Annotated in this window: 21 protein-coding genes and 1 CRISPR repeat array; of the genes, 12 read left to right on the top strand and 9 right to left on the bottom strand. The window is 69.7% G+C overall.

The window, feature by feature from the left end:
* The 4 genes from cas7i to NX801_RS26820 form a co-directional block, all read right to left on the bottom strand.
* A complete protein-coding gene (gene cas7i, locus NX801_RS26805; RefSeq protein WP_258790521.1) occupies nucleotides 1-1,074 on the bottom strand; it encodes a type I-B CRISPR-associated protein Cas7/Cst2/DevR in 1,074 nt (357 codons plus the stop codon).
* On the bottom strand, nucleotides 1,074-2,516 hold the full coding sequence (locus NX801_RS26810; protein ID WP_258790522.1) for a hypothetical protein: 1,443 nt from the start codon (nucleotides 2,514-2,516) through the stop codon (nucleotides 1,074-1,076). The genes cas7i and NX801_RS26810 overlap by 1 nt, the downstream gene beginning before the upstream one ends.
* Nucleotides 2,504-3,205, bottom strand: coding sequence for a CRISPR-associated endoribonuclease Cas6 (gene cas6, locus NX801_RS26815; RefSeq protein ID WP_258790523.1), 702 nt, complete (start codon nucleotides 3,203-3,205; stop codon nucleotides 2,504-2,506). Before cas6 ends, NX801_RS26810 begins: the two co-directional genes overlap by 13 nt.
* A 239-nt stretch (nucleotides 3,206-3,444) precedes the next feature.
* Nucleotides 3,445-4,319: direct repeats of the CRISPR family, unit length 29 nt; unit sequence GTTGCGAACCCTCCAGGGCTGATGAGGAC.
* A gap of 130 nt (nucleotides 4,320-4,449) precedes the next feature.
* Entirely contained in the window at nucleotides 4,450-4,977 is a 528-nt protein-coding gene (locus tag NX801_RS26820; RefSeq protein ID WP_258790570.1) for an HD domain-containing protein, read from the bottom strand.
* 172 nt (nucleotides 4,978-5,149) lie between these two features.
* Here NX801_RS26820 and cutA point away from each other — a divergent pair, with 172 nt between their 5' ends.
* Complete coding sequence (gene cutA, locus NX801_RS26825) at nucleotides 5,150-5,470, top strand: divalent-cation tolerance protein CutA (RefSeq protein ID WP_258790524.1); 321 nt, start codon at nucleotides 5,150-5,152, stop codon at nucleotides 5,468-5,470.
* 128 nt (nucleotides 5,471-5,598) lie between these two features.
* Here the strand turns inward: cutA and NX801_RS26830 are convergent, their stop codons facing one another.
* Both NX801_RS26830 and NX801_RS26835 read right to left on the bottom strand, forming a co-directional pair.
* Nucleotides 5,599-5,949 carry a hypothetical protein gene (locus tag NX801_RS26830; RefSeq protein WP_258790525.1) on the bottom strand — a complete coding sequence of 117 codons (351 nt, stop codon included), beginning with the start codon at nucleotides 5,947-5,949 and terminating at the stop codon, nucleotides 5,599-5,601.
* A 127-nt stretch (nucleotides 5,950-6,076) separates the two neighbouring features.
* Complete coding sequence (locus NX801_RS26835) at nucleotides 6,077-7,435, bottom strand: NsdA family TPR-like regulatory protein (protein WP_258790526.1); 1,359 nt, start codon at nucleotides 7,433-7,435, stop codon at nucleotides 6,077-6,079.
* Nucleotides 7,436-7,558: 123 nt separating this feature from the next.
* Here NX801_RS26835 and NX801_RS26840 point away from each other — a divergent pair, with 123 nt between their 5' ends.
* The 7 genes from NX801_RS26840 to NX801_RS26870 all read left to right on the top strand — a co-directional run bounded on the left by NX801_RS26840 (nucleotide 7,559) and on the right by NX801_RS26870 (nucleotide 11,577).
* Entirely contained in the window at nucleotides 7,559-8,014 is a 456-nt protein-coding gene (locus tag NX801_RS26840) for an ATP-binding protein (protein ID WP_258790527.1), read from the top strand.
* Entirely contained in the window at nucleotides 7,984-8,562 is a 579-nt protein-coding gene (locus tag NX801_RS26845; RefSeq protein WP_258790528.1) for a hypothetical protein, read from the top strand. Before NX801_RS26840 ends, NX801_RS26845 begins: the two co-directional genes overlap by 31 nt.
* Before the next feature lie 81 nt (nucleotides 8,563-8,643).
* The gene (locus NX801_RS26850; protein WP_258790529.1) at nucleotides 8,644-9,615 is read left to right on the top strand and encodes a hypothetical protein; all 972 of its coding nucleotides are present in this window, start codon (nucleotides 8,644-8,646) and stop codon (nucleotides 9,613-9,615) included.
* A 133-nt stretch (nucleotides 9,616-9,748) separates the two neighbouring features.
* The gene (locus NX801_RS26855) at nucleotides 9,749-9,913 is read left to right on the top strand and encodes a hypothetical protein (protein ID WP_258790530.1); all 165 of its coding nucleotides are present in this window, start codon (nucleotides 9,749-9,751) and stop codon (nucleotides 9,911-9,913) included.
* Nucleotides 9,914-10,059: 146 nt separating this feature from the next.
* Entirely contained in the window at nucleotides 10,060-10,221 is a 162-nt protein-coding gene (locus tag NX801_RS26860) for a hypothetical protein (protein WP_258790531.1), read from the top strand.
* A gap of 53 nt (nucleotides 10,222-10,274) precedes the next feature.
* A complete protein-coding gene (locus tag NX801_RS26865) occupies nucleotides 10,275-10,955 on the top strand; it encodes an NUDIX domain-containing protein (protein ID WP_258790532.1) in 681 nt (226 codons plus the stop codon).
* Nucleotides 10,956-11,172: 217 nt separating this feature from the next.
* A complete protein-coding gene (locus tag NX801_RS26870) occupies nucleotides 11,173-11,577 on the top strand; it encodes a hypothetical protein (RefSeq protein ID WP_258790533.1) in 405 nt (134 codons plus the stop codon).
* A gap of 62 nt (nucleotides 11,578-11,639) precedes the next feature.
* On the opposite strand, the gene NX801_RS26875 is transcribed toward NX801_RS26870, so the two are convergent.
* Complete coding sequence (locus tag NX801_RS26875; protein ID WP_258790534.1) at nucleotides 11,640-12,899, bottom strand: beta-ketoacyl-[acyl-carrier-protein] synthase family protein; 1,260 nt, start codon at nucleotides 12,897-12,899, stop codon at nucleotides 11,640-11,642.
* Nucleotides 12,900-12,963: 64 nt separating this feature from the next.
* Here NX801_RS26875 and NX801_RS26880 point away from each other — a divergent pair, with 64 nt between their 5' ends.
* On the top strand, nucleotides 12,964-13,596 hold the full coding sequence (locus NX801_RS26880; RefSeq protein WP_258790535.1) for a TetR/AcrR family transcriptional regulator C-terminal domain-containing protein: 633 nt from the start codon (nucleotides 12,964-12,966) through the stop codon (nucleotides 13,594-13,596).
* A 575-nt stretch (nucleotides 13,597-14,171) separates the two neighbouring features.
* Here the strand turns inward: NX801_RS26880 and NX801_RS26885 are convergent.
* Together NX801_RS26885 and NX801_RS26890 are read right to left on the bottom strand one after the other, a co-directional pair.
* A complete protein-coding gene (locus NX801_RS26885; protein WP_258790536.1) occupies nucleotides 14,172-14,525 on the bottom strand; it encodes a hypothetical protein in 354 nt (117 codons plus the stop codon).
* 16 nt (nucleotides 14,526-14,541) lie between these two features.
* Nucleotides 14,542-15,795 carry a helix-turn-helix domain-containing protein gene (locus NX801_RS26890; protein ID WP_258790537.1) on the bottom strand — a complete coding sequence of 418 codons (1,254 nt, stop codon included), beginning with the start codon at nucleotides 15,793-15,795 and terminating at the stop codon, nucleotides 14,542-14,544.
* Nucleotides 15,796-16,071: 276 nt separating this feature from the next.
* On the opposite strand from NX801_RS26890, the gene tgmA reads away from it, so the two are divergent.
* From tgmA to tgmC, 3 genes are read left to right on the top strand one after another with little or no spacing between them, the layout of a single operon-like run.
* A complete protein-coding gene (gene tgmA, locus NX801_RS26895; RefSeq protein WP_258790538.1) occupies nucleotides 16,072-16,332 on the top strand; it encodes a putative ATP-grasp-modified RiPP in 261 nt (86 codons plus the stop codon).
* 5 nt (nucleotides 16,333-16,337) lie between these two features.
* Nucleotides 16,338-17,297 carry an ATP-grasp ribosomal peptide maturase gene (tgmB, locus tag NX801_RS26900; RefSeq protein WP_258790539.1) on the top strand — a complete coding sequence of 320 codons (960 nt, stop codon included), beginning with the start codon at nucleotides 16,338-16,340 and terminating at the stop codon, nucleotides 17,295-17,297.
* Nucleotides 17,294-18,460, top strand: a complete 1,167-nt coding sequence (tgmC, locus tag NX801_RS26905; RefSeq protein ID WP_258790540.1) for an ATP-grasp peptide maturase system methyltransferase — start codon at nucleotides 17,294-17,296, stop codon at nucleotides 18,458-18,460. The genes tgmB and tgmC overlap by 4 nt, the downstream gene beginning before the upstream one ends.
* Nucleotides 18,461-18,637 lie beyond the last annotated feature (177 nt).

Raw genomic sequence — 18,637 nt, forward strand, 5'->3', positions numbered from 1 at the left:
TCAGCTCGCCGCTTCGGGCCCCATGGGCGCGGGGTCCTCGAACCAGGCGTCGTACTCGCCCGCCCGCAGCTCGTCGGCCAAGCTCCGCAGCACGGTCCGGGGATGGTCGATGACGACCTGGCTCTCCTTTCCCTTGACCTGTCGGATGAATTCCTCCCGTGCCTCGTCCCGGAAGCCAGGCCGCCAGCCCACCCGTACCGGCGCCTCCCACTCCCCGTCCCATGCGGCCAGCTCGTCCAGCAGTACGTCCCCGCGCACCCGCAGGCCGGCACCGGGCTCCCAGCCGACACAGTTCGCGAGCGGATTGACCCCGCCCTTGAACGGGACGAGGAACAGCAGGCTCGGTACCCGGTCCCCGTAGTGCAGGGCCTGCTTGGCACCACCGCTCAGCTGGGCCAGTGCCTCAAGGAGCCGCGCCGCCCGGTCCCGCCGGGCCTCGATCGGCAGCCGTACGGCCCCCTGTCCCCGGAACTCCACCTCCTGCGCTCCCTGCTGCACCGCTCCCGACACCTGAAGCGCCTGCTCCTTGGTGAGGTAGTTGGGCCTGCCGACCCCGGTGCTGCTGGGCAGGGTGAACGTACCGATCCTCGGCAGGTCCAGCAGGAATGGTGCGGCCAGATCTGCGGTGTAGAACTCGTGCCCGTGCAGGACGGGTTGGTCCACGCCGCGCGCCATCACCCCGAAGTCCTCGGTGACGGTGACCGGCTCCACCGACATCAGCGTCCCCAGCATGAACGGGCTGTCCCGCAGGGTGGTGGCCTCGTCCGCGCTCTTGGCGCCCGCCTTCATATAGCCGAACAAGTCGTCGTCGGCGTACCGCATCGGATCGGCGTCGGTATTGGCCTTCTGCGCCTTGCCCTGGGCCTTCCCCACCCGGGTGACCGGCGAGGGCGCGGCCCCCAGCTCGGCCATGCCGTCCCGCACCCAGCGGCGTACCGCCTGCGCGGAGATGTAGGGGTAAGTACGTCCCCGTACCCGCGCGAATTTCACCCGGGCCCGGGTCTCCTCACCCCTGCCGTTGTTCGGCGCGCCGGCCTCCACGGCCAGCACCATCTTGCCTGCCAAGTACGCCATCAGGAAGGTCCGTTCACTTCGTCGTCTTCATACGAGAGGATCGGGCTCTCCACCGCTTCCCTCACCCGGCGCTCCTCGTCCTCACTCACCCGCTCATTGAGCCGGACTCCTCGATCGGCCAGGATCTTGGAGACGGTCGGGGTCAACAGCATCCGGTGCTCCCAGTGGCCCGACCGCTGGCCAATGAGCGGCCTCCAGTCGTTTGCCGTCGCGGGAACGTCCCGGCCGTCCAGCATCAGCCGGTTCTGTGCCTTGTTCAGCAGCAGCCCGAGCCGGTAGCCGTTCTGGGAGACGTTGTAGTACTCGGCCCACCGGCCCCGTGGGCTTCCGCTGCCGTGCTCGATCCAGTCCGCGAGCAGGGTGGCCACCGGTACCAAATCCGGTTCCATGCCCAGAATCTCCTTGGTGTAGGTCAGCGCCAGCCCCATCAGGTCGGCCTCGTCCTGGGCGTACCGGGGGCGTCCCTTGTCATTGAGCAACTGGCACAGCTTGTACAAGAACGAGACGCTGCGCCCGTCCTCCGCCTCGAACAACAGCCGGGCGGCCTCCGCCGATCCGCTGCTGACGACAGCTCCCTGCTTGTCCCTGCGGGTAAGCCAGAGCTCCAGCAGCCGCCAGGCCCGCCGGAGCGGGGCGTTGCCCTCCACCACGGCGAGGAAGCACGGCACCGCCCGGCGTGTACGCGTGACGCGCAACCACGGTTCCTGGTTGTCGTTCTTGAAGCTCCACAGCGTGGTGCCGGACAGCTCGGCGCGTACGGCTCGCAGGGCCCGGAGCGCCACCAACTCCGGCCGCACCCCCGCGCCCAGCACCCGATCGAAGCCCAGCTGCATCACCCGCCGGGCCCGCCGGACATTCCCCTCCGCGAACTCTCTTTCGGCCGCGTCCCTCTCACAAGTCAGCACCGTGGCCGACCCGGCCGTCACCCATGACCCGTACGGCAGGGCCCAGACGGCGATACGGCACCCCCGGCACACCGGCCACCCGGGCACACCCGGTGGCAGTGTGTTCAGCGCCTTGTTGGTGTCGAACAGCGGCAGATTGCTCTTCGCCCACACCACGGAGGCCCCGCCCCTGCAGAACGTACAGCTCCGGACCGCCACCCCACCCCCCTCCGCATCGACCACGAACAGCTCCTCCACGGCGGCCTTCAACACCACACGGTCCTGCGGTCGCTTGCTATGGGTCGCCTTGGAATTCGGATAGAGGGCGAAGAGCGCCTTCCACCAGTCGTACGCCGCGCTTCCCTTGGCAGCCGTCGCGGCCGCGCACACCTCCTCCACGATCCGCTCGGCCACCTGGTCCAGGTCCGCGGCACTCACCTCGTCCACCGTGGGCCGGCCCGCCAGCACCACCACGGCCCACGCGCCGGCCCGTTGGAACGGGTGCCCGGTCAGCGTCAGCGACGCCGTCGTCAATGCCGGGCCGTTCACCGCACCCATCCGAACCCCTGTACGTTGTCCAGCCCCAGCCCCCAGGACCTCAGCGCCTTGACGAGCCGGCCGTCCGCCTCCAGCACCACCCGCACCTGCGCCCCGATCCTGGGCGCACCCCGTACCGTGAACCGGCGGCGCGGCCCCGCCTCCAGCACCCGCAGTCCACTCGGCACCGGCAATCCCAGGACATCGGCCTTGTGCGCCAGGTTGTGCAGCAGCACCTCCTCGAACCCCTGCTCCCCCGGCAGGAGGTACCGGCTGTCCCGCTTCACCACGACGGGCGTGGCCGTGCTGAGTTCGGCGTACCCCCCATCCGACGCCCCCCCGACCTCCACGTTGAACCCGTGCAGTCGCAGCCGTGCCGTGCCCCACCGGATCTCCGCCCGGCCCGCCAGCGCCGCGACCAGCACAGAGACGATCTCCGGCACCGGCGACCCGAACCAGATCGTCCCGTCCCCCGACGCGGCATAGACGCCCTTGCGCCTCTGGGTGCCCCGGAACAGCGGCACGGTGAGCCCCAGCGGCTTCAGCGGCTGTCCCGCCCACCCCTCGTCGTGCAAGGCCCGCGCCAACTCCGCGTCCTCGCTCCCGAGCAGCCCGTACACCACCGCCCGCGCTGGCCCGTGCACGTCCTCCCACGGCAGGCTGGGCACATCGCTGCCCACATCCACCTTGACCCGCACTACGTCCCCCATGTCCCGACACGGCACCGCCGACTGATCCAGTGCGACGGAACGTAGCGGACCAGGGGCACCTACGTCCGAGTTCCGCTGAAGTCGGGACACAGCACGCCTACCTGCGCTATAAGCACGCGATGCAGGGAAGCGGTTGGACGCCGACTCCCGGGGGCTCGGCGCCCACAACCAGCTGCGAACCCTCCCAGGGGCTGATCAGGACGCTTGGAGGCAGCGCGCGACAAGCTCGACAAGCTGCGGTTGGGATCCCTCTGGGGCTGATGAGGACGCCGGGGCGGACGGGGGCCGGGAAAGCCCCGCGCCGTTGCGAACCCTCCAGGGCTGATGAGGACCTCGGAAATCGCCGCCGTGGTCGGCCTCTCCCCGTAGTTGCGAACCCTCCTGGGCTGATGAGGACGCAGCAGCTCCACCGCCTGGTCCGCCACCTGGTGGAGTTGCGAACCCTCCAGGGCTGATGAGGACGCCGGGGGTTCACCGTGGCCCAGGCGCTGGCCCTGCCGTTGCGAACCCTCCAGGGCTGATGAGGACGGCCGAGGGTGGACTTGTCCATCGCCGGGCGCCCGGGTTGCGAACCCTCCAGGGCTGATGAGGACTGGGAGCCGTCCTCGTCGTGCTCGGTGTAGTCCGCCGGTTGCGAACCCTCCAGGGCTGATGAGGACCATCGAACTGGTCGCCCGTGAGCTGTTCAGCACTTCGTTGCGAACCCTCCAGGGCTGATGAGGACCGCAACGCCGCCTCCGGCCGGATCAGCGCCGTCCTCGTGTTGCGAACCCTCCAGGGCTGATGAGGACGAGCGATCCGGCTCGGCCGGTCTCGCGGACGGCCTGTTGCGAACCCTCCAGGGCTGATGAGGACTGGCGGACCACGCCGTAGAGCCGCTCCTGTGCCCGCTGTTGCGAACCCTCCAGGGCTGATGAGGACCGTCGGGCACCTGAGCGTGCGGCCGTTCACCGCCGTGTTGCGAACCCTCCAGGGCTGATGAGGACCACGTTCACCCCGGTCCTCGCCGCCGGCGATAACCTGTTGCGAACCCTCCAGGGCTGATGAGGACGCAAGAACGCCAAGCGTGCCGAGGACGCCGCCCGGTTGCGAACCCTCCAGGGCTGATGAGGACCCGACAGTAAAGCCGCAGCTCAGGCGCCCACTTGTCGGCGTTACGAGCTCCGATTTTGCAGCAGTCCGACGGTAGTGCAGCATCGCAGGTCAAAGGCGCAGTGACACGAACCCCACGGGCTCCCATTAGTTCAAGGCAAGTAAGTCTGCTGCCACTCGATCGAGTTCATGTTGAGCGCCGCCTCAGCGAGTGCCCGAGCTGAAGCCGTCCGGAGATGGGCCACGCTGCTGTCGATCCAGGGCTGGACGTTCGTGTAGCCCTGCTCGCGGTATTCAACCGCCTGAAGGAGGCACTCCAACTTGTCGGCGTCCCGGGCGCAGGTGGCCTCCGGGGAGTCACCGGTCTCGTACTCCTCCACGATCCGCTGGGCGCCCGTCCGCACCGCTGGGTGCGATGCCGACACCTGGTCAGCGGTCACCTTCTGGTTCGAGGCGGCGTCGAGATAACGTCTTCCGATGTGCGGGATGTCGCCGACGCGAGTCTCCTGGGTGTCGTGCCACAGCCCGAGAAGAGCGGTCTTCGCCGGGTCCGCGCCTTCCATCATGGCGAGCACGGAGCCGATGAGAGCGACGCGGAAGCTGTGCTCCGCGATTGTTTCGGGATCCTTCACGCCGGCAATCCACCAGCCTGAACGCTTGGCCCGCTTGAGCATGCCCATCTCCAGGAGGAAGCCCGCTGTCCCATTGATCTGCTCTGATCCGGTGTCATCGGCCACGTGCGATCTCCGATCTCCTTCATCCGAGGCTGGCGCAGTACGTAGTGCGGTTCGAGGGGTGCAGGCAGCCGACACCGAAGGTGGGCGCTCCCCCGGAGGCCGTAGGCTCACCGGCATGACGGACAGCGGACATGCCGTAGTGACCACGACGACGGACACCGAGGAGAAGGCTCACAGCCTGGCCAGCGCTGTGGTGGAAGCCGAGTTGGCTGCCTGCGCCCAGGTCTACCCCATCGCCTCCGTCTACCGCTGGCAGGGGAAGATTGAACGCGACAAGGAGTGGCGGATCGACTTCAAGACCCGAGCCGATCTGGTCCCGCGGTTGCAGGAGTTCATCATCGAGCATCATGACTACGACAAGCCGGAAGTCATCGGACTCACGATCACGAGCGGCACCGCCGGGTATCTCAACTGGGTGTCGGAAGAGACCAAGTAACACCGCCGTACCACAGCGGCGCGAGGTCTCCTGGCGGAAGTCCTGCGCCGCCTTGCTGCCCGGGAGCACTCGGGTCTGCCCATACACGCTCGATCCGGCCCAGCACCGTCGCTCTACCCACCTGGCTCTCAACGGGGCCGCAACATGACCATCAGGTCCGGGGAGTCGGGCGACGGCTGGGACTGCCCTACGTCCTTGTATCCCCACGTCTCATAGAGACGGTGCACCTTCCCCTCCCCCGCCCGGAGGTTGACCATGAGGGCGTAGATGTAGCCGACCGCTTCCCCTCGGTCGTATTCGACGACGACCTCCCACCCGGGCTCGGCGGCATGGCGAGCCAGGCGTTCACCGCACCGTTCGATGGAGTAGTGAGGGTCGTGAAGCCGGTCGGCCCGAACCTCGGCGTAGATTTCGATCAGTGTTTCCCAGACTGCTCCGACATCGGAGAAGCGCCGGAGTTCGAAGCCCGTCGTGTTCACGACTTCTCTCCCGGTGTCGATGGGGCAGGTCGAGGACTACGGACATGACACGGATGTCCGGTGAGGCGCGGAGCGCCCGGTGCGCACACCGCGCCACCGGCCTGGACGAGATCGCCGCGCAGGCCGGCTAAGCGGCTTTGACCAGTTCCCGGGCGCGTTCACTGAAGTCGGCGGCGAGCCGGTGCCTCCCGAAGCGGCTCATACGCCGGTCCAGATCCTGCACCGCTTCCACGGCACGCGAACTCTGCACTCGCCCGGCCAGCGACAGCGTGCGCAGACCCGCCTGGTAGGCCGAGTCGAGGTCTCGTCGTTGAAGGTGGGAAACGGCAAGCGCGGCCTGGGACATGGCTCCGCGCCTGGCCCGGTTCTGCTTCTTGGCCTGCTCGATGGAACGGTGTGCATGCTCTGCCGCCGAGAAGGGATCACCCGAGTCCCGGAAGGTGTGCGCGTGCTCTCCGTGCAGGTAGGCCGCGTCAATGAACTCGGCCCACGCCTGCTCCGTCCCTGGCCGGACCTTCTCGAATTCCTTCTCCGACTTGGCCACCGCGGTTGCCGCAGCCGCCTTGTCCCCGAGCCGGGCCAGGGCTCGGGCCTCAAGGCACCAGAGGTCGGCCAGACAAGCAGCCGATCGCGTACGGGCGAGACCCTGGCGGCCGGCCTGAGCGAGGCGTCGACCTTCAGCCGGGTTGCCCAGGAGTGTCGCCTGGTCGGCCATGCCCGCCAGTACATGTGCTCCAAGAGCGGCGTTCCGGGACTCTTCAGCAAGTCGCAGAGCTTGAATGAGATAGCGCTGGGCCGTGCCGTGCTCTCCGTTGTCGTACGCCATCCAGCCGAGCAGGTACGTCTGCTCGGCCGCCGCTTCACACAGAGCCCGTCGCACCTCGTCGGAGTAAGCCCGACGCAGCAGTGGATAAACATGGGCGGTCATGTACTGGGCCAGTGCCATCCTGCCCGACCCCCCGCCCTGAAAGATGTCCATGCGCTGGAACGTCGCGAACATGTTCTTCACGGCCGTTACGTCTTCCAGCCTCACGCGAGGGCCGGGCTCCGGCTCCTGGTCCAAGGTGTTGAGCAGCCAGTCGCGGGACGGGCCCATCCCGGCGACGGCGGCGAAGGGGGCGGTGGCAAGCAGTTTGCGGCGGTCCACGTCGGCTCTCCCCAAGTCGGCTACGGCTTCAACGGTAGCGGCATACGAGGGGTTGTAAACGAGCGCCCGATCCGCCCCCGCGCAGTCGCCGTACCCGATGTCGTACGTGGTGACGCGGCGCCCGAAGTGCTCGGAGAACACATCGGCGAGGATCTCCGGCACAGGCCAGCGAGGCGTCCCGCCTGCGATCCAGTCCCGAATCCGCGAGGCATCTGTCGAGATGTGGTGCTGCCTCCACTCCACGGCCTTCGCTTGCACACGACGGGCCAACTCCTTGCGGCTCAGGCCCGAACGGGCCAGGCAGTCCGCGAGCTTGTCGTTCGGCGCCTTCGTCTTCACGGCCTTCCTCCCGCCAGAGGGTGCGGAAACACCACCCTTCACCACCAGCTCGGACGGTACCCCGACTGTGGCTCTGGGTGTTGCCTGGTTACACAATCCGCAACCTCATGAGGGAGGGCCGCGATGCCGAACGGCACGAGCGCCAGCACTCCTCACAGCAACTCCCCGAGCGTGGTCCCTGCCGCGCCGGTGAACAACCCTCTACCCGACTGCCTGGTGGCGTCATTCCCTTCCCATCCACGACGGGTTGACCACGCCCGTCGACTCACCGCCCTGCATCTGAGAGCCGCGAGCCCTCTCTCGCCCGATGTGCATCACACAGTGCAGCTTCTCGTCAGCGAGTTGGTCACCAACGCGATCGTCCACGGGAGCGGGCCGAGCGTGACCTTTTCGCTTGCCTGTTGCTCCTCCGTGGTCCGGGTGGAGGTGGACGACCACTCGTCCACCCCGGGGTCTCCGGTCGTCAAGTGCCCGGCCCCGGAAGCCGAGAGCGGGCGCGGGATGGTGCTGGTCGACACGCTCGCGACGGCGTGGGGGCGGAAGGGGACGTGCACCTGGTGCACGGTGGCGGTGCGGTGACCGTGCCGTACTTCCGGGGAGAGGTGTTCGTGGAGCGGCGGCTCGGACCGGATGTGAGCGCGCCGTGCGAGTACGCCACCAGGGCAGACCTGTTGGGGCCCGTCCTGGCGCTGCGCTGGCTCCATGGGCGGTGCCAGCGGGTGGCCCGGGTGCTGGAGGCCGAACGGGCATCGGCCTGGGTGCGCCCCGCCGGCCGGTATGTCGAGGTGCCGGGTCCGAGCTGCGCCGCGCGGCTGCTGGCCTGGTGCGAGGACGAGCGGGAGCAGCGCCAGGCCCGGGAGCGGCTGAGGGGCGGCTCGGGGGTGGCGGTCGTCTTCTCCGACAGCTCGCACCGCGTCACGCTCTCCCTTCTCGCCTGCCCGGGGGTGAGCCGGGGCGGCTTGCCCGCGGTGCCAGCCGGCAGGCCCGTACGGCACCGGCAGCGAGCCCGACGGGGGACGACGGGTCGGTGGCCGCTTTCCCGGACGGCGCGTACGGCGCTGGTGACCGCGTCGGCGGTCACCGCGTACGCGGGGCTGGTGTGGGGCCTGATCGCCTCACGCCGCTGAGCGTTCCTCCGATCTCCGTTGCCGTTGCCGATGTCCATGCCTTGTGCGGTGGCCGGGCCATTCCCTTGTTGAGGATCCGCTGTGACAGAAGAACCTGTGTACGACCGGGCCGAGCCGAGCGGGGCCGTCCGGCTGGTCGAGTACCACCTCGGTGTGCTGGGACTGGCGCCCGTGTACGAGCTGCGCGGGGACGGCCTTCGGCACCGGGTGCTCCCCGAGGGCAAGGGGTGGTGCCACGCGGTCGCGGTGTCCGAGGCGGCGTGGCCGGTCGATGCGGAGCTGTGCGTGGCGGTGCGGTGGGTGCCGGACGAGGCGTACCGCCGTGACCCCGCGACCGGGCGCGTCCCCCTGGGCGCGGTGGCGCACTGGTCGGAGCGGCTGATGGCGACCGTCGCCGCGCTGGAGGCCGCGGGCTTCCTCGCGGAGCCGGCGGGACGGCCGCAGACCCCGTACCACCATCCCGGCGCCGATCTGCTGGTGTATCGGATGCGGCCGGGCGACGGGACCGATCGTCCGCCGGTACGGGCATGGGCGCCCGCTGAGCCCGCGCGGCCGAACCATGTGAAGCCGGTTTTCACGGCCGGGGACGAGAGCCCGGAGCGGGAGGTCGAACGGCTGCTGCGGTCGGAGGGGCTGAGCCGCTCGTCGCCGGACAGGAACGCCCGGTTCGAGGGGGCCAACTCCTGCCTGCTGCGTCCGGCGCCCGCCGTGGAGTGGCCGCCGGACGCGGCGGTCTGCACCGCGATCCGCTGGGACCCGGAACCCGGCTACCGCCGCCGGCCGGACGGCACGGTGCCGGAGAGCGCCGGGGGCCACTGGGACCGGTGCACCGCCCTGGTGACCCGGGTGCTCCGGGCCGCCGGATACGAGGTACGGCGCCCCCGACGCCCCTGGTGCCCCGAACGCGACGACTGCGTGGTGCTCCTCGCGCACCGGACGATCGCACCCGGGACGCCCGTCCCGCCGGAGGCCCTCGCCGGGGCCGGCTGGCCCGCCGCCCTGCCACCGCCTTCGTGGCCGCCGACGGGCCGGCCGAGTTGCTGGGCCATGTGAGGCCGGAACCCGGCGGCTGACCGTACGACCGCTCTCTCTTCGACCTCCGCTCGCACGGGTGCGTACCGCCGTGGCAGAGCGGGTCCCGGGCCCGACCGGGCCGGGGCAACCATCAGAGGAAAGGAGGGTCGCCGTGATCGCGACCCAGGAACCACCGACCGACGAGCCCGAGGTCATCGCCACGGAGCCGGACGCCGAGCCGGACGACGAGGGGGCCGTGCCGTCGGAGCCCGAGCCGGCCGGGGGGCCGGACGACCGGGACGACGCGCCGGACGACGAGGGCGTCGACGCCGAGTAGCCGGTCCTCGTCGCGCAGGCCCCGTCCGCGCCCGGGAGGGGCGTACGCGATCCGTCCGGCGCACCGTGCACGGGCCGCTCCGAGTCGGAACTTCCCCGCTCGGGGCGGCCGCTCCCCCGCTCGTTCTCTTCGACAGAAAGGCAGCCATGCCCATCGACCGTGGAAACGCTCAGCATGTCATCGGCTTCTCGGCCATACGAGGCCACGACCGGAGCGGCCTCGCGCGCCAGTTGCCGCACGCGGTCCGCACTTTGCTCACCGCTCAGGCCGTACCGACGGTCCTGGCCTTCGCCGTTGCCGTCCGGTGACGGCCATGTGGTCCTGGCGCAGGGACGATCCTCGGTCCAACTACCGGCGGAACGTGAGGCGCCTGCTCCGGCTGCGCCAGAGCCGGTGGCGACGTCTGGTCACCCTGCTCCATGCCCTGCCGCACCTGGTCGAGGCGTACTGGCTGCGGTACGTCCGTCTGCGCGGGCTCTCCGGTCCGCTCGGCGGTGGTGCGGGATCCCGGGCGACCGGCGAGATGCGGCTCGCCCGGTTCAAGGAGGAGGTCGCGGCGGAGGTCGCGGTCAATATGCTGCTCTACCACTCCCATCCGCTCACCGTGGCCGTGCTGATCACCGACCCGCAGGACCGGGCGCTGGTCGTCCGTACGGTCAGTGGGGGCGACCGGTGGGGCCTGCCGGGCGGGCGCGTGGAGCAGGGCGAGTCCCCGCTGGACGCCGCCCGCCGCGAGGTCGGGGAGGAACTGGGGCTCAGCGTCGCGCTGGACGAGGACGATCTGTTCGCCGTCGAGTGGGTCCGGGCCGCGCATCCCGGCCGGCGCGACCGCCTGGCCTTCGTCTTCGCCGGGCCGGTCGTCGCGGCCGACGCCGAAGTGGTGCTCCAGGAGTCCGAGGTCACCGCGTGGGGCTGGAAGGAGCGTCAAGCACTCGCCGGGGTGCTTCACCCGGCCGTGGCCCGGCTGGTCCTCGGCCCGCGCCGGGCGCCCGGTGCCACCGCTTACCGTGAGACCCGGTGCGAAGAGCGCGGGACGACGTGAACGGTTTCCCTTCCCGCCCTTCGCACTTGGGCGCCCGCACCGGCGCCGAGCTGCTGCGGCAGGGCGCTCGCGACATCACCCGGGGCGCCTGGTACTCGCCACGGGTTCGGCCGGGCCTGCGGCTCGATCATTTTGGCGTGAAGTGAAGCAACCACATCAGCGGATTACTCGTATTCCTGAGTGAAAGCACCAACAGGGTCACCAAGGAGGAAATAATATGAACCGCGCATACCGTCTCGTTGCCGCCGGTGTCCTCAGCGTCGCGCTCGTCGGTGCGAGCGCCGCCACCTCCATGGCCGCGCCGGTCGAGCGCCCGGCCGCCCCTGTTTCCCCCGCCCCCGTTCCGCCCACGGCCACCCTCACGGCCAAGGCGAGCGTGAACAGCGTCAAGGCGTGGGAGGAGTTCCGTATCTCCGGCACCTCCACCGGCCTCACGGCCGGCACGCAGGTCAGCGTCCAGCAGAAGCAGAAGAGCGCGTGGGTGACGCTGCCGGCGAGCGTGGCCGTCAACAAGAGCGGCGCCTACTCGCTGCGCGTGAAGCTCGGCATCAAGGGCAAGAACGAGCTGCGCATGGCCGGTGGGGGCGTGGTCTCCCCGGTCGTCACGGTGACGATTCTCTGATCTCCACCATCTCCTCCCTGTGAAGCGCGGCCCCGGTCGACTTCGGTGCCGCGCTTCACTCATCACTCCGTCGAGGCCGGGCGGGGTGCGGGGTGCCGTGCGCCGGTGACGACGAGTGAGACGTTCTGTCCGCCGAAGCCGAAGGAGTTGCTGAGCACGGCTTCCTGGGGGGCGTCTCGTCGCTCCGTGACGACATCGAGGTCGATGTCGGGGTCGACGCCGGCCTCGGTGAGGTTGCGGGTCGGCGGGATGACGCCGTGCTCCACGCTGAGGACGGCGATGAGTGCCTCGATCGCGCCGGCGGCGCCGAAGAGATGGCCGAGCGCCGCCTTGGGGGCCGTCACAGTGGCGCGGCCGAAGACCTCCCCGATCGCACGCGCCTCGGCCACGTCGCCGACCGGGGTTCCGGTGGCGTGGGCGTTGATGTGGTCGATCTGCCCGGGAGCCAGGCCGGCTTGTGCGAGGGCCTTGCGCATGGCGGATGTCTGGCCGGAGCCGTCGGGGGCGGGTGCCGTGATGTGGTGGGCGTCGGCGGCGATGCCGGCTCCCGCGAGTACGGCGTGGACGCGCGCGCCCCGGGCGGCGGCGTGCTCGGCGCTTTCGAGCACCATGACGGCGGCGCCTTCACTGAGGACGAATCCATCGCGGTCCGCGGCGAACGGCCGGGACGCCGAGGCGGGTTCGGCGGTGTGCCGCGACAGGGCCTGCGCCTGGACGAAGCCGGCGACGGTGATCGGGGTGATCGCGGCCTCGGTTCCGCCCGCGATGACCACGTCGGCCTCACCGGCCCGGATGAGCCTGGCCCCCAGGGCTATCGCCTCGGCACCGGAGGAGCACGCCGAGACGGGCGTGTAGACCCCGGCCCGTGCGCCGTACTCGATGCTGATCAGCGCCGCCGCCGCGTTGGGCATGAGCATCGGGACCGTGCGCGGCGAGACGCGCCGGGCCCCGGCCGACTCCAGTACGTCGTCCTCCTTCAGCAGCGTCCGTACGCCACCGATGCCGGTGCCGATCGACGATGCGAGCCGGTCCGGGTCCACCTCCGGCGCACCGGCGTCGGCCCAGGCTTCGGCGGCCGCGACGAGGGCCGCCTGCTGCGAGCGGTCCAGCCGCCTGGCCCCTACCGGCGGCAGCGACTCGGCCGGGTCGATCGCCATCGTCCCCGCCGGGGTGTCGGGAAGGCCGACGCCCTCGTGGCCGGGCAGGCCGCCGCCGCGGATGCCGGACTCGCCGGCGAGCAGGGCGTCCCAGGTGGACTTGACGTCTCCGCCGAGTGGCGTGAGCGCCCCAAGTCCGGTCACGACGACTTCGGTCCGGTGCATGCTTGACCTCTCTTGTATGCCATACAAGCAACTTCCTTTCCGTTGTATCACATACAATCCCGCCGTGGACAAGAAGCGAACCGAAGCCCGATCGAGGGCGCCCCGAGCGGTGTCGGCCCGGGCGCGTGAGCGCGGGCGCGCGACGAAGCGCCGGCTGGTCGAGGTAACCGCAGAGCTCTGCAAGGAGCGGCCCGGGGGCGAGGTGAGCGTCACGGAGATCGCGGACGCGGCAGACGCCTTCCCCAATCACGTCACCTACTACTTCGGCTCCAAGGACGCGCTGCTCGTGCACGCCGCGTTTCTCGGCCTGCTGCACGACGCCCGGCGGCTGGAGCGCATCGGCCAACAGGCCCCCGACGCGGCGGCGTTCCGGCGCAACATCGCCCGCGCCGTACTGGCGATGCCCTCACTCCCCTCGGTCACCCGAGCACTCGCCGCCGGGATCTCCAAGCCCGACCTCGCCTCCGTGGTCGACCGGCACCTCCAGCTGCTGTTCCGGCAGTCCGAGCGTTACGCGAGCCGGCTCATCGACAGCCGCGGCTGGAGGGCCCGTCGGCCGCTCGGCGTGGAGGCCCGAACGTTCTGGAGCACCGCGCTCGGCGCCGTACTCCTCGTCCGCGCCGGCGCACACGGCACCAATGCCGACCTCGACCTCGCCGGAGCCCTGACCATCCACGACGACTCCGAACCCGGGTAGCCCGGCCGACCGGACCCACGGTGGCGACGTGCGCGGTCGCCGCATTGCGGGCGCGCACCGTCGTCGTGAACCCTCCAGGGTTGATGACCACCCAAGTCCCGCGAGCGCCAGCTCATCGCCGGGCACGCATTGCGAACCCTCCAGGGTTGATGACCGCCCAGCCTGGCCGCGCTCACCGCCCAGGGCCTGCTGGAATTGCGAACCCTCCAGGGGTGATGACCGCCCGCCGGGATCGGGTGCGAGGTCGAGCACCGCCACATATTGCGAACCCTCCAGGGGTGATGACCGCCCGACGGGTAAAGCCGCAGGTCGGAGCCGCTCGCCGGAGCAGTAGCAACGTCGATTCTGCAGCAGTCCGGCGGTGGTGCAACAGGGCAGGCCAGACGGCCTTCCAACGGCGGCGATGACACCCGGTGGAGCGGGGCGGCGAGTCGGGCTGTACGCCGGGAACAGGCACCGCAGCGCTATGACCTGTATAACGTGCAGAACGACGCTTCCGTGGCTACCTTGACGGCTACGCAAGGAGGTCCCCCCGCCCGGCAGAGTCCGGACGGAGGCTTCGTCTTTCTCGGGGTTCAGACGGTCTGTTCGATGCGCTCGAAGATGTCCGAGTCCGTCTCCTGCTGCCAGGTCGGCAGGTCGGCCCAGTCGGCGACGTATCCGGGCTTCGGGTCCTCGAAGTGCTTGAACATCTGGGCGGTCCAGCAGATGGCGACGAAGCGACCCTTCTGCTCACGGGTGAGCCGTGCGGCGTGCCCTTCACTGACGCTGATGAAGTCACGCACCTGTCCGTACACGGCAGCGGCAGCCTCGCGCTCCCACTCGGGCGTCTCATCCCACGGCGTGATGTAGCCGGGCTTCGGCTCGCCAGGGTAGTGCCTGGCCACCCCGGCGATCCACGCCTCGCGGAAGATCCGGCCGTCACTCATGCGCGTGTCCCTCTCGTCATGCGGTGCGCGAAAGCGCCGCGATTCGGTGATCCAGATCTGAGACTCGGCCATCGGTCATGAGTGAGGCAAGACGCCCTCGAAGCCCGTCCAGCTTCTTCCCGATGAATCCCGAGTCCGACCGGTGGGCCAGGCCGAGTACGGTCTCCGCGTACTGCACGACCTGATCGACATCGCCCCGATGCGCTCCGAGGACGGCAAGGTCGCTCAAGACAGCAGCACGGCGGCGCAGCGACAGCGGTTGGGCGAGGGCTGCGGTGAGAGCGTCTTCCGCGAGGTCGGGGCGGCCGAGCTGGAGATAGCAGGCTCCTCGTTCCTCGGGAAGGCGGGAACCGTCGAAGCGGAGCCAGCCACCATTGTGGGAGTGGCTGTCGAGGAAGTGCACCTTCTCGGCTTCGTCGAGAGCCCGGGCGCAGCCGTCGATGTGACCCATGGCCGCATACGCCTGAGCCTGGACAGAGGCGACCCAGTGGCGGGTGGACAAGGTGCTGTCGCCACGCCGGGCGATCTGGGAGGCCACTGCCAGCAGGGTCTGGGCGACGAGCGCGCGGCGGGCGTACAGCTCGACATAGGCGTGACGGGTCATGGCGCAGGCCCAGAGGTCGTTGTCACCACCGGCATGGGCGGCGTTGGCAGCCAGCGTGTAGCACTGGGCGGCATCGGTATATCGATTGGCGTCGAAGAAGACTTCGCCGGCGAGCTGGTAGAGGTCGGCCGTCATCGCGCACAGCCGGGCCCGGTCCGTTGCGATGCACGCCTCGGCCAGACCTTTCGTCAGGACGTCGAGTTGCCGGCGGACCGCCGGGAAGACGGTCTGCTTGGAGTCCGAGAGGGTGAAGACCTGCCACAGGCTGCGGTGCAGCTCCTCCCCCGTCTCCAGAAGCGCCGCTGTCGCATGTCCTTGAGTTGCCTCATCCGAACCGGGCAGGGTGACCAGCGCGCCCGTGACGGCGAGCAGGCCCAGCACATCGCGGCGCTTCACATCGTCACCATCACCGTGGAGGAGGGGCGGGGCGTCAGGCAGCGCGGCGGTTTCGGCCGGGTGTTCTTCGAAGAGAAACCCTCCCAGCTCGGAGAGGGTGACTCCCAACAGGCAGGCAATCTTCGGACGTTGGTGCGGCTGCGGGGTGGCACGGCCGCTTTCCCAACGGACCACGGTGGAAGCGGCCACCGTAAGCGCTTCTGCGAATTTCTCCTGAGAGTAGCCCTTCGCCACCCGCCTCTCGGCAAAGCGCCTACGCCGTGAAGCCATTGGTCTCCTCTCGCGAAGGAATCTTTCCCGCTCGCACCGCCCGATGCCCGATGCCCGGAAAACGCCCGGGCAACGCACGGGGTCCGCTCTGGGAGACGGTAACGGATCGTCGTTCACTGGTCACACGCCGCCCGGAGGTCAAAGGCCCCACCAGGCTCCCCCACGGAGAGGAGCGACCACGTGACGACCTCTGAATTGCCCCGAAGGAACCCTGGCGCCGGCGGACGTACGTACACGCCGCCGGAGCCCCGGCCGGTTGAGCCGAGAAGGAGTCTCATGACCACCTCTGTCGCAGTTCCCTCCTCCACGCGGCCGTGGGGTGCGGGCCGACTCGCGCCCTACCCGACGGTCGTCCGCCGACCCCACGCCACGGTCGCCATCGACCCCATGACGCAGCTCGGAGTGTTCCGCGACCACGCCGGGCACGTGGTCGAGATGGGCAGGCACGGCACCAGCTCCGGTACGGAGACCTCCACGACGACGAACTCGGACTCCCGGAACGACCAGGGTCACGATCAGGACAGCAACCAGGACTGATGGCCATGACCGAGAAGAGGCCGGTTCTGGTGGTCACCGAGGCGGACGACATCACTGCCGACATGGTGATCACCGAACTCCACAGACGCGATGTGCCGGTGGTCAGGTTCAATCCCGCCGACATCGGCGAGGGCCTCACGGTCTCGGCTCGGTTCGGCACCTGCCCGGCCCCGGTGGTCGGGCAGGTGCGCACCCCGTCGAGAACCGCTGATGTCACGCAGATCCGGTCGGTGTACTGGCGCCGCCCGGAGTGGCCCACGTTTCCCCACCTGTCTCCTGATGACTCCCGGTTCGCGGCGGCGCAGGTCCGCTACGGACTCGGCGGCACCCTCTACGCTCTGAGCGGCCCGCTCTGGGTCAACCACCCCCTGCGCGTTGCCGCAGCCGACTACAAACCCGCGCAACTCGTTCTCGCCCAGCAGCTCGGCTTCACCATTCCACCCACTCTTGTCACCAACGACCCGGACGAGGCCCGCGAGTTCGTCCACGCTCAGGGGCAAGCGATCTTCAAGACGCTGCGATGGACCCCCTATACGCGTGAGAGCGTGCCGGTGACCGGCTGGGCGGACCCGGTCACCGTCGACGAGATCGACGACAGTGTCCGGGTCACCCCCCACTTGTTCCAGGCCCGTGTGGACAAGGTCGCCGATGTCCGCGTGCTGATCGTCGGCCGGCATACGTTCGCCGTACGCATCGACTCCAGCCTCCTGGACTGGCGCAAGGACTACAGCGCCCTCACCTACACCGTCGAGCACCTCACGGACCAGATGGAAAGAGCCCTGCACGCCTACCTGAACCGGCTGGGCCTGGCATCGGGAAGCTTCGACCTCTCGGTGGACCGAGGGGGCGATTACTGGTGGCTGGAGCTGAACCCCAACGGCCAGTGGGGGTGGCTGGAGAAGGAAACCGGCCTTCCGATGTCCGCGGCCTTCGCTGACGTACTCATTCAAGGAGACAGCCGATGAACGGCTCGGAGCCCGAGCGGCACCGCCTGGCCGCCCTTCTGGTGAGCCAGGGCGTGCTCACATCCCCCTGGCTGCGGGAAGCCGTCGAAACCATGCCGCGCGAGCAGTTCCTCCATCCCGGTGTGTTCCTCGACGAGGGGCGGAACTGGCGGCCTGTCACCGCGCTCGGCACGGCCTCGGACGAGTGGTCGAAGATCGCGTACAGCGTCGACACCCTCACCACTCAACTCGACGGCCACCTCACCGCCGACCAGGTCGGCGAGCCCGTCGCAGGGGTGCCCACCTCGTCCTCGACCGACCCGACCACGGTCGTCGGCATGATCGAGGCCCTGGACCTCACGGCAGGACACCGTGTCCTGGAGATCGGCACGGGTACCGGCTACTCCACCGCCCTGATGTGCCACTACCTCGGCGAAGACAACGTCACCACGATCGAGGTCGACCCGCAGGTGGCAGCACGCGCCGACGCCGCCCTGGAAGCTGTCGGTCACTCGACGTGGACGATGACGGGCGACGGACTCCTCGGCCATCCCCGCCGGGCTCCGTACGACCGGGTCATCGCCACCTGTGCGGTCCGTCGCATCCCGCACACGTGGATCCGGCAGACCAGGCCCGGCGGCATCATCCTCAGCACGGTCGGCTCCTGGCCCTGGGGAACCGGTCTCGCGAAGGTCACCGTCGGCGACGACGGCACCGCCGAGGGCGCCATCATCGGGCGGTCCTCCTTCATGCAGGCGCGGGCCCAGGCAGCGACCCCGCTGGCGGGCGACCTCTCCGCGCGGACCGCGTACGCGGACAGTGAGCGGATCGCTCTGCTGTCCCCTCTCGTGCTTGAGGAATGGATGCCCGCCTTTCTCGCGCAGTTGGCCGTGCCCGGCGCCCAGTTCGTCCGTGCGACGGACGGTGACGGGTCGCTCTTGCGGTACCTGTTCGATGCGGAGCGGGAGTCGTTCGCCGAGTTCGTCGCCGCCGACGGCGGCCGGTGGACCGTCCGCCAAGGCGGCCCGGTGGCCCTGTGGGACGACGTGGAACGTTCTCTCGTCGCCTGGCAGGACGCCGGGCTGCCGGAGATCGAATCCGTACGGCTCCGCGTGACGCCCGCGTCCCACCGGTACTGGATCGACCAGGTCCCCTCCCTGTGCTGGGAGCACCGGATCACCTGACCCGCCGCGCTCCGGACATGGACGACGAACCGCTCTCCCAGCGGGCCGGACGCCGGAGCGTGAGGATCGGACAGCTCCGCCGTACCCCTCGTGACCGGCGACGGCCCGAGGGCATCGCATCCGACCCCCGATGCGCCCCGCGCGCGACCCAGGGATGGAAAGGCCATGCCTGCCGAC

It is taken from the genome of Streptomyces pyxinae (assembly GCF_024756275.1).
Lineage (GTDB): Bacteria > Actinomycetota > Actinomycetes > Streptomycetales > Streptomycetaceae > Streptomyces > Streptomyces pyxinae.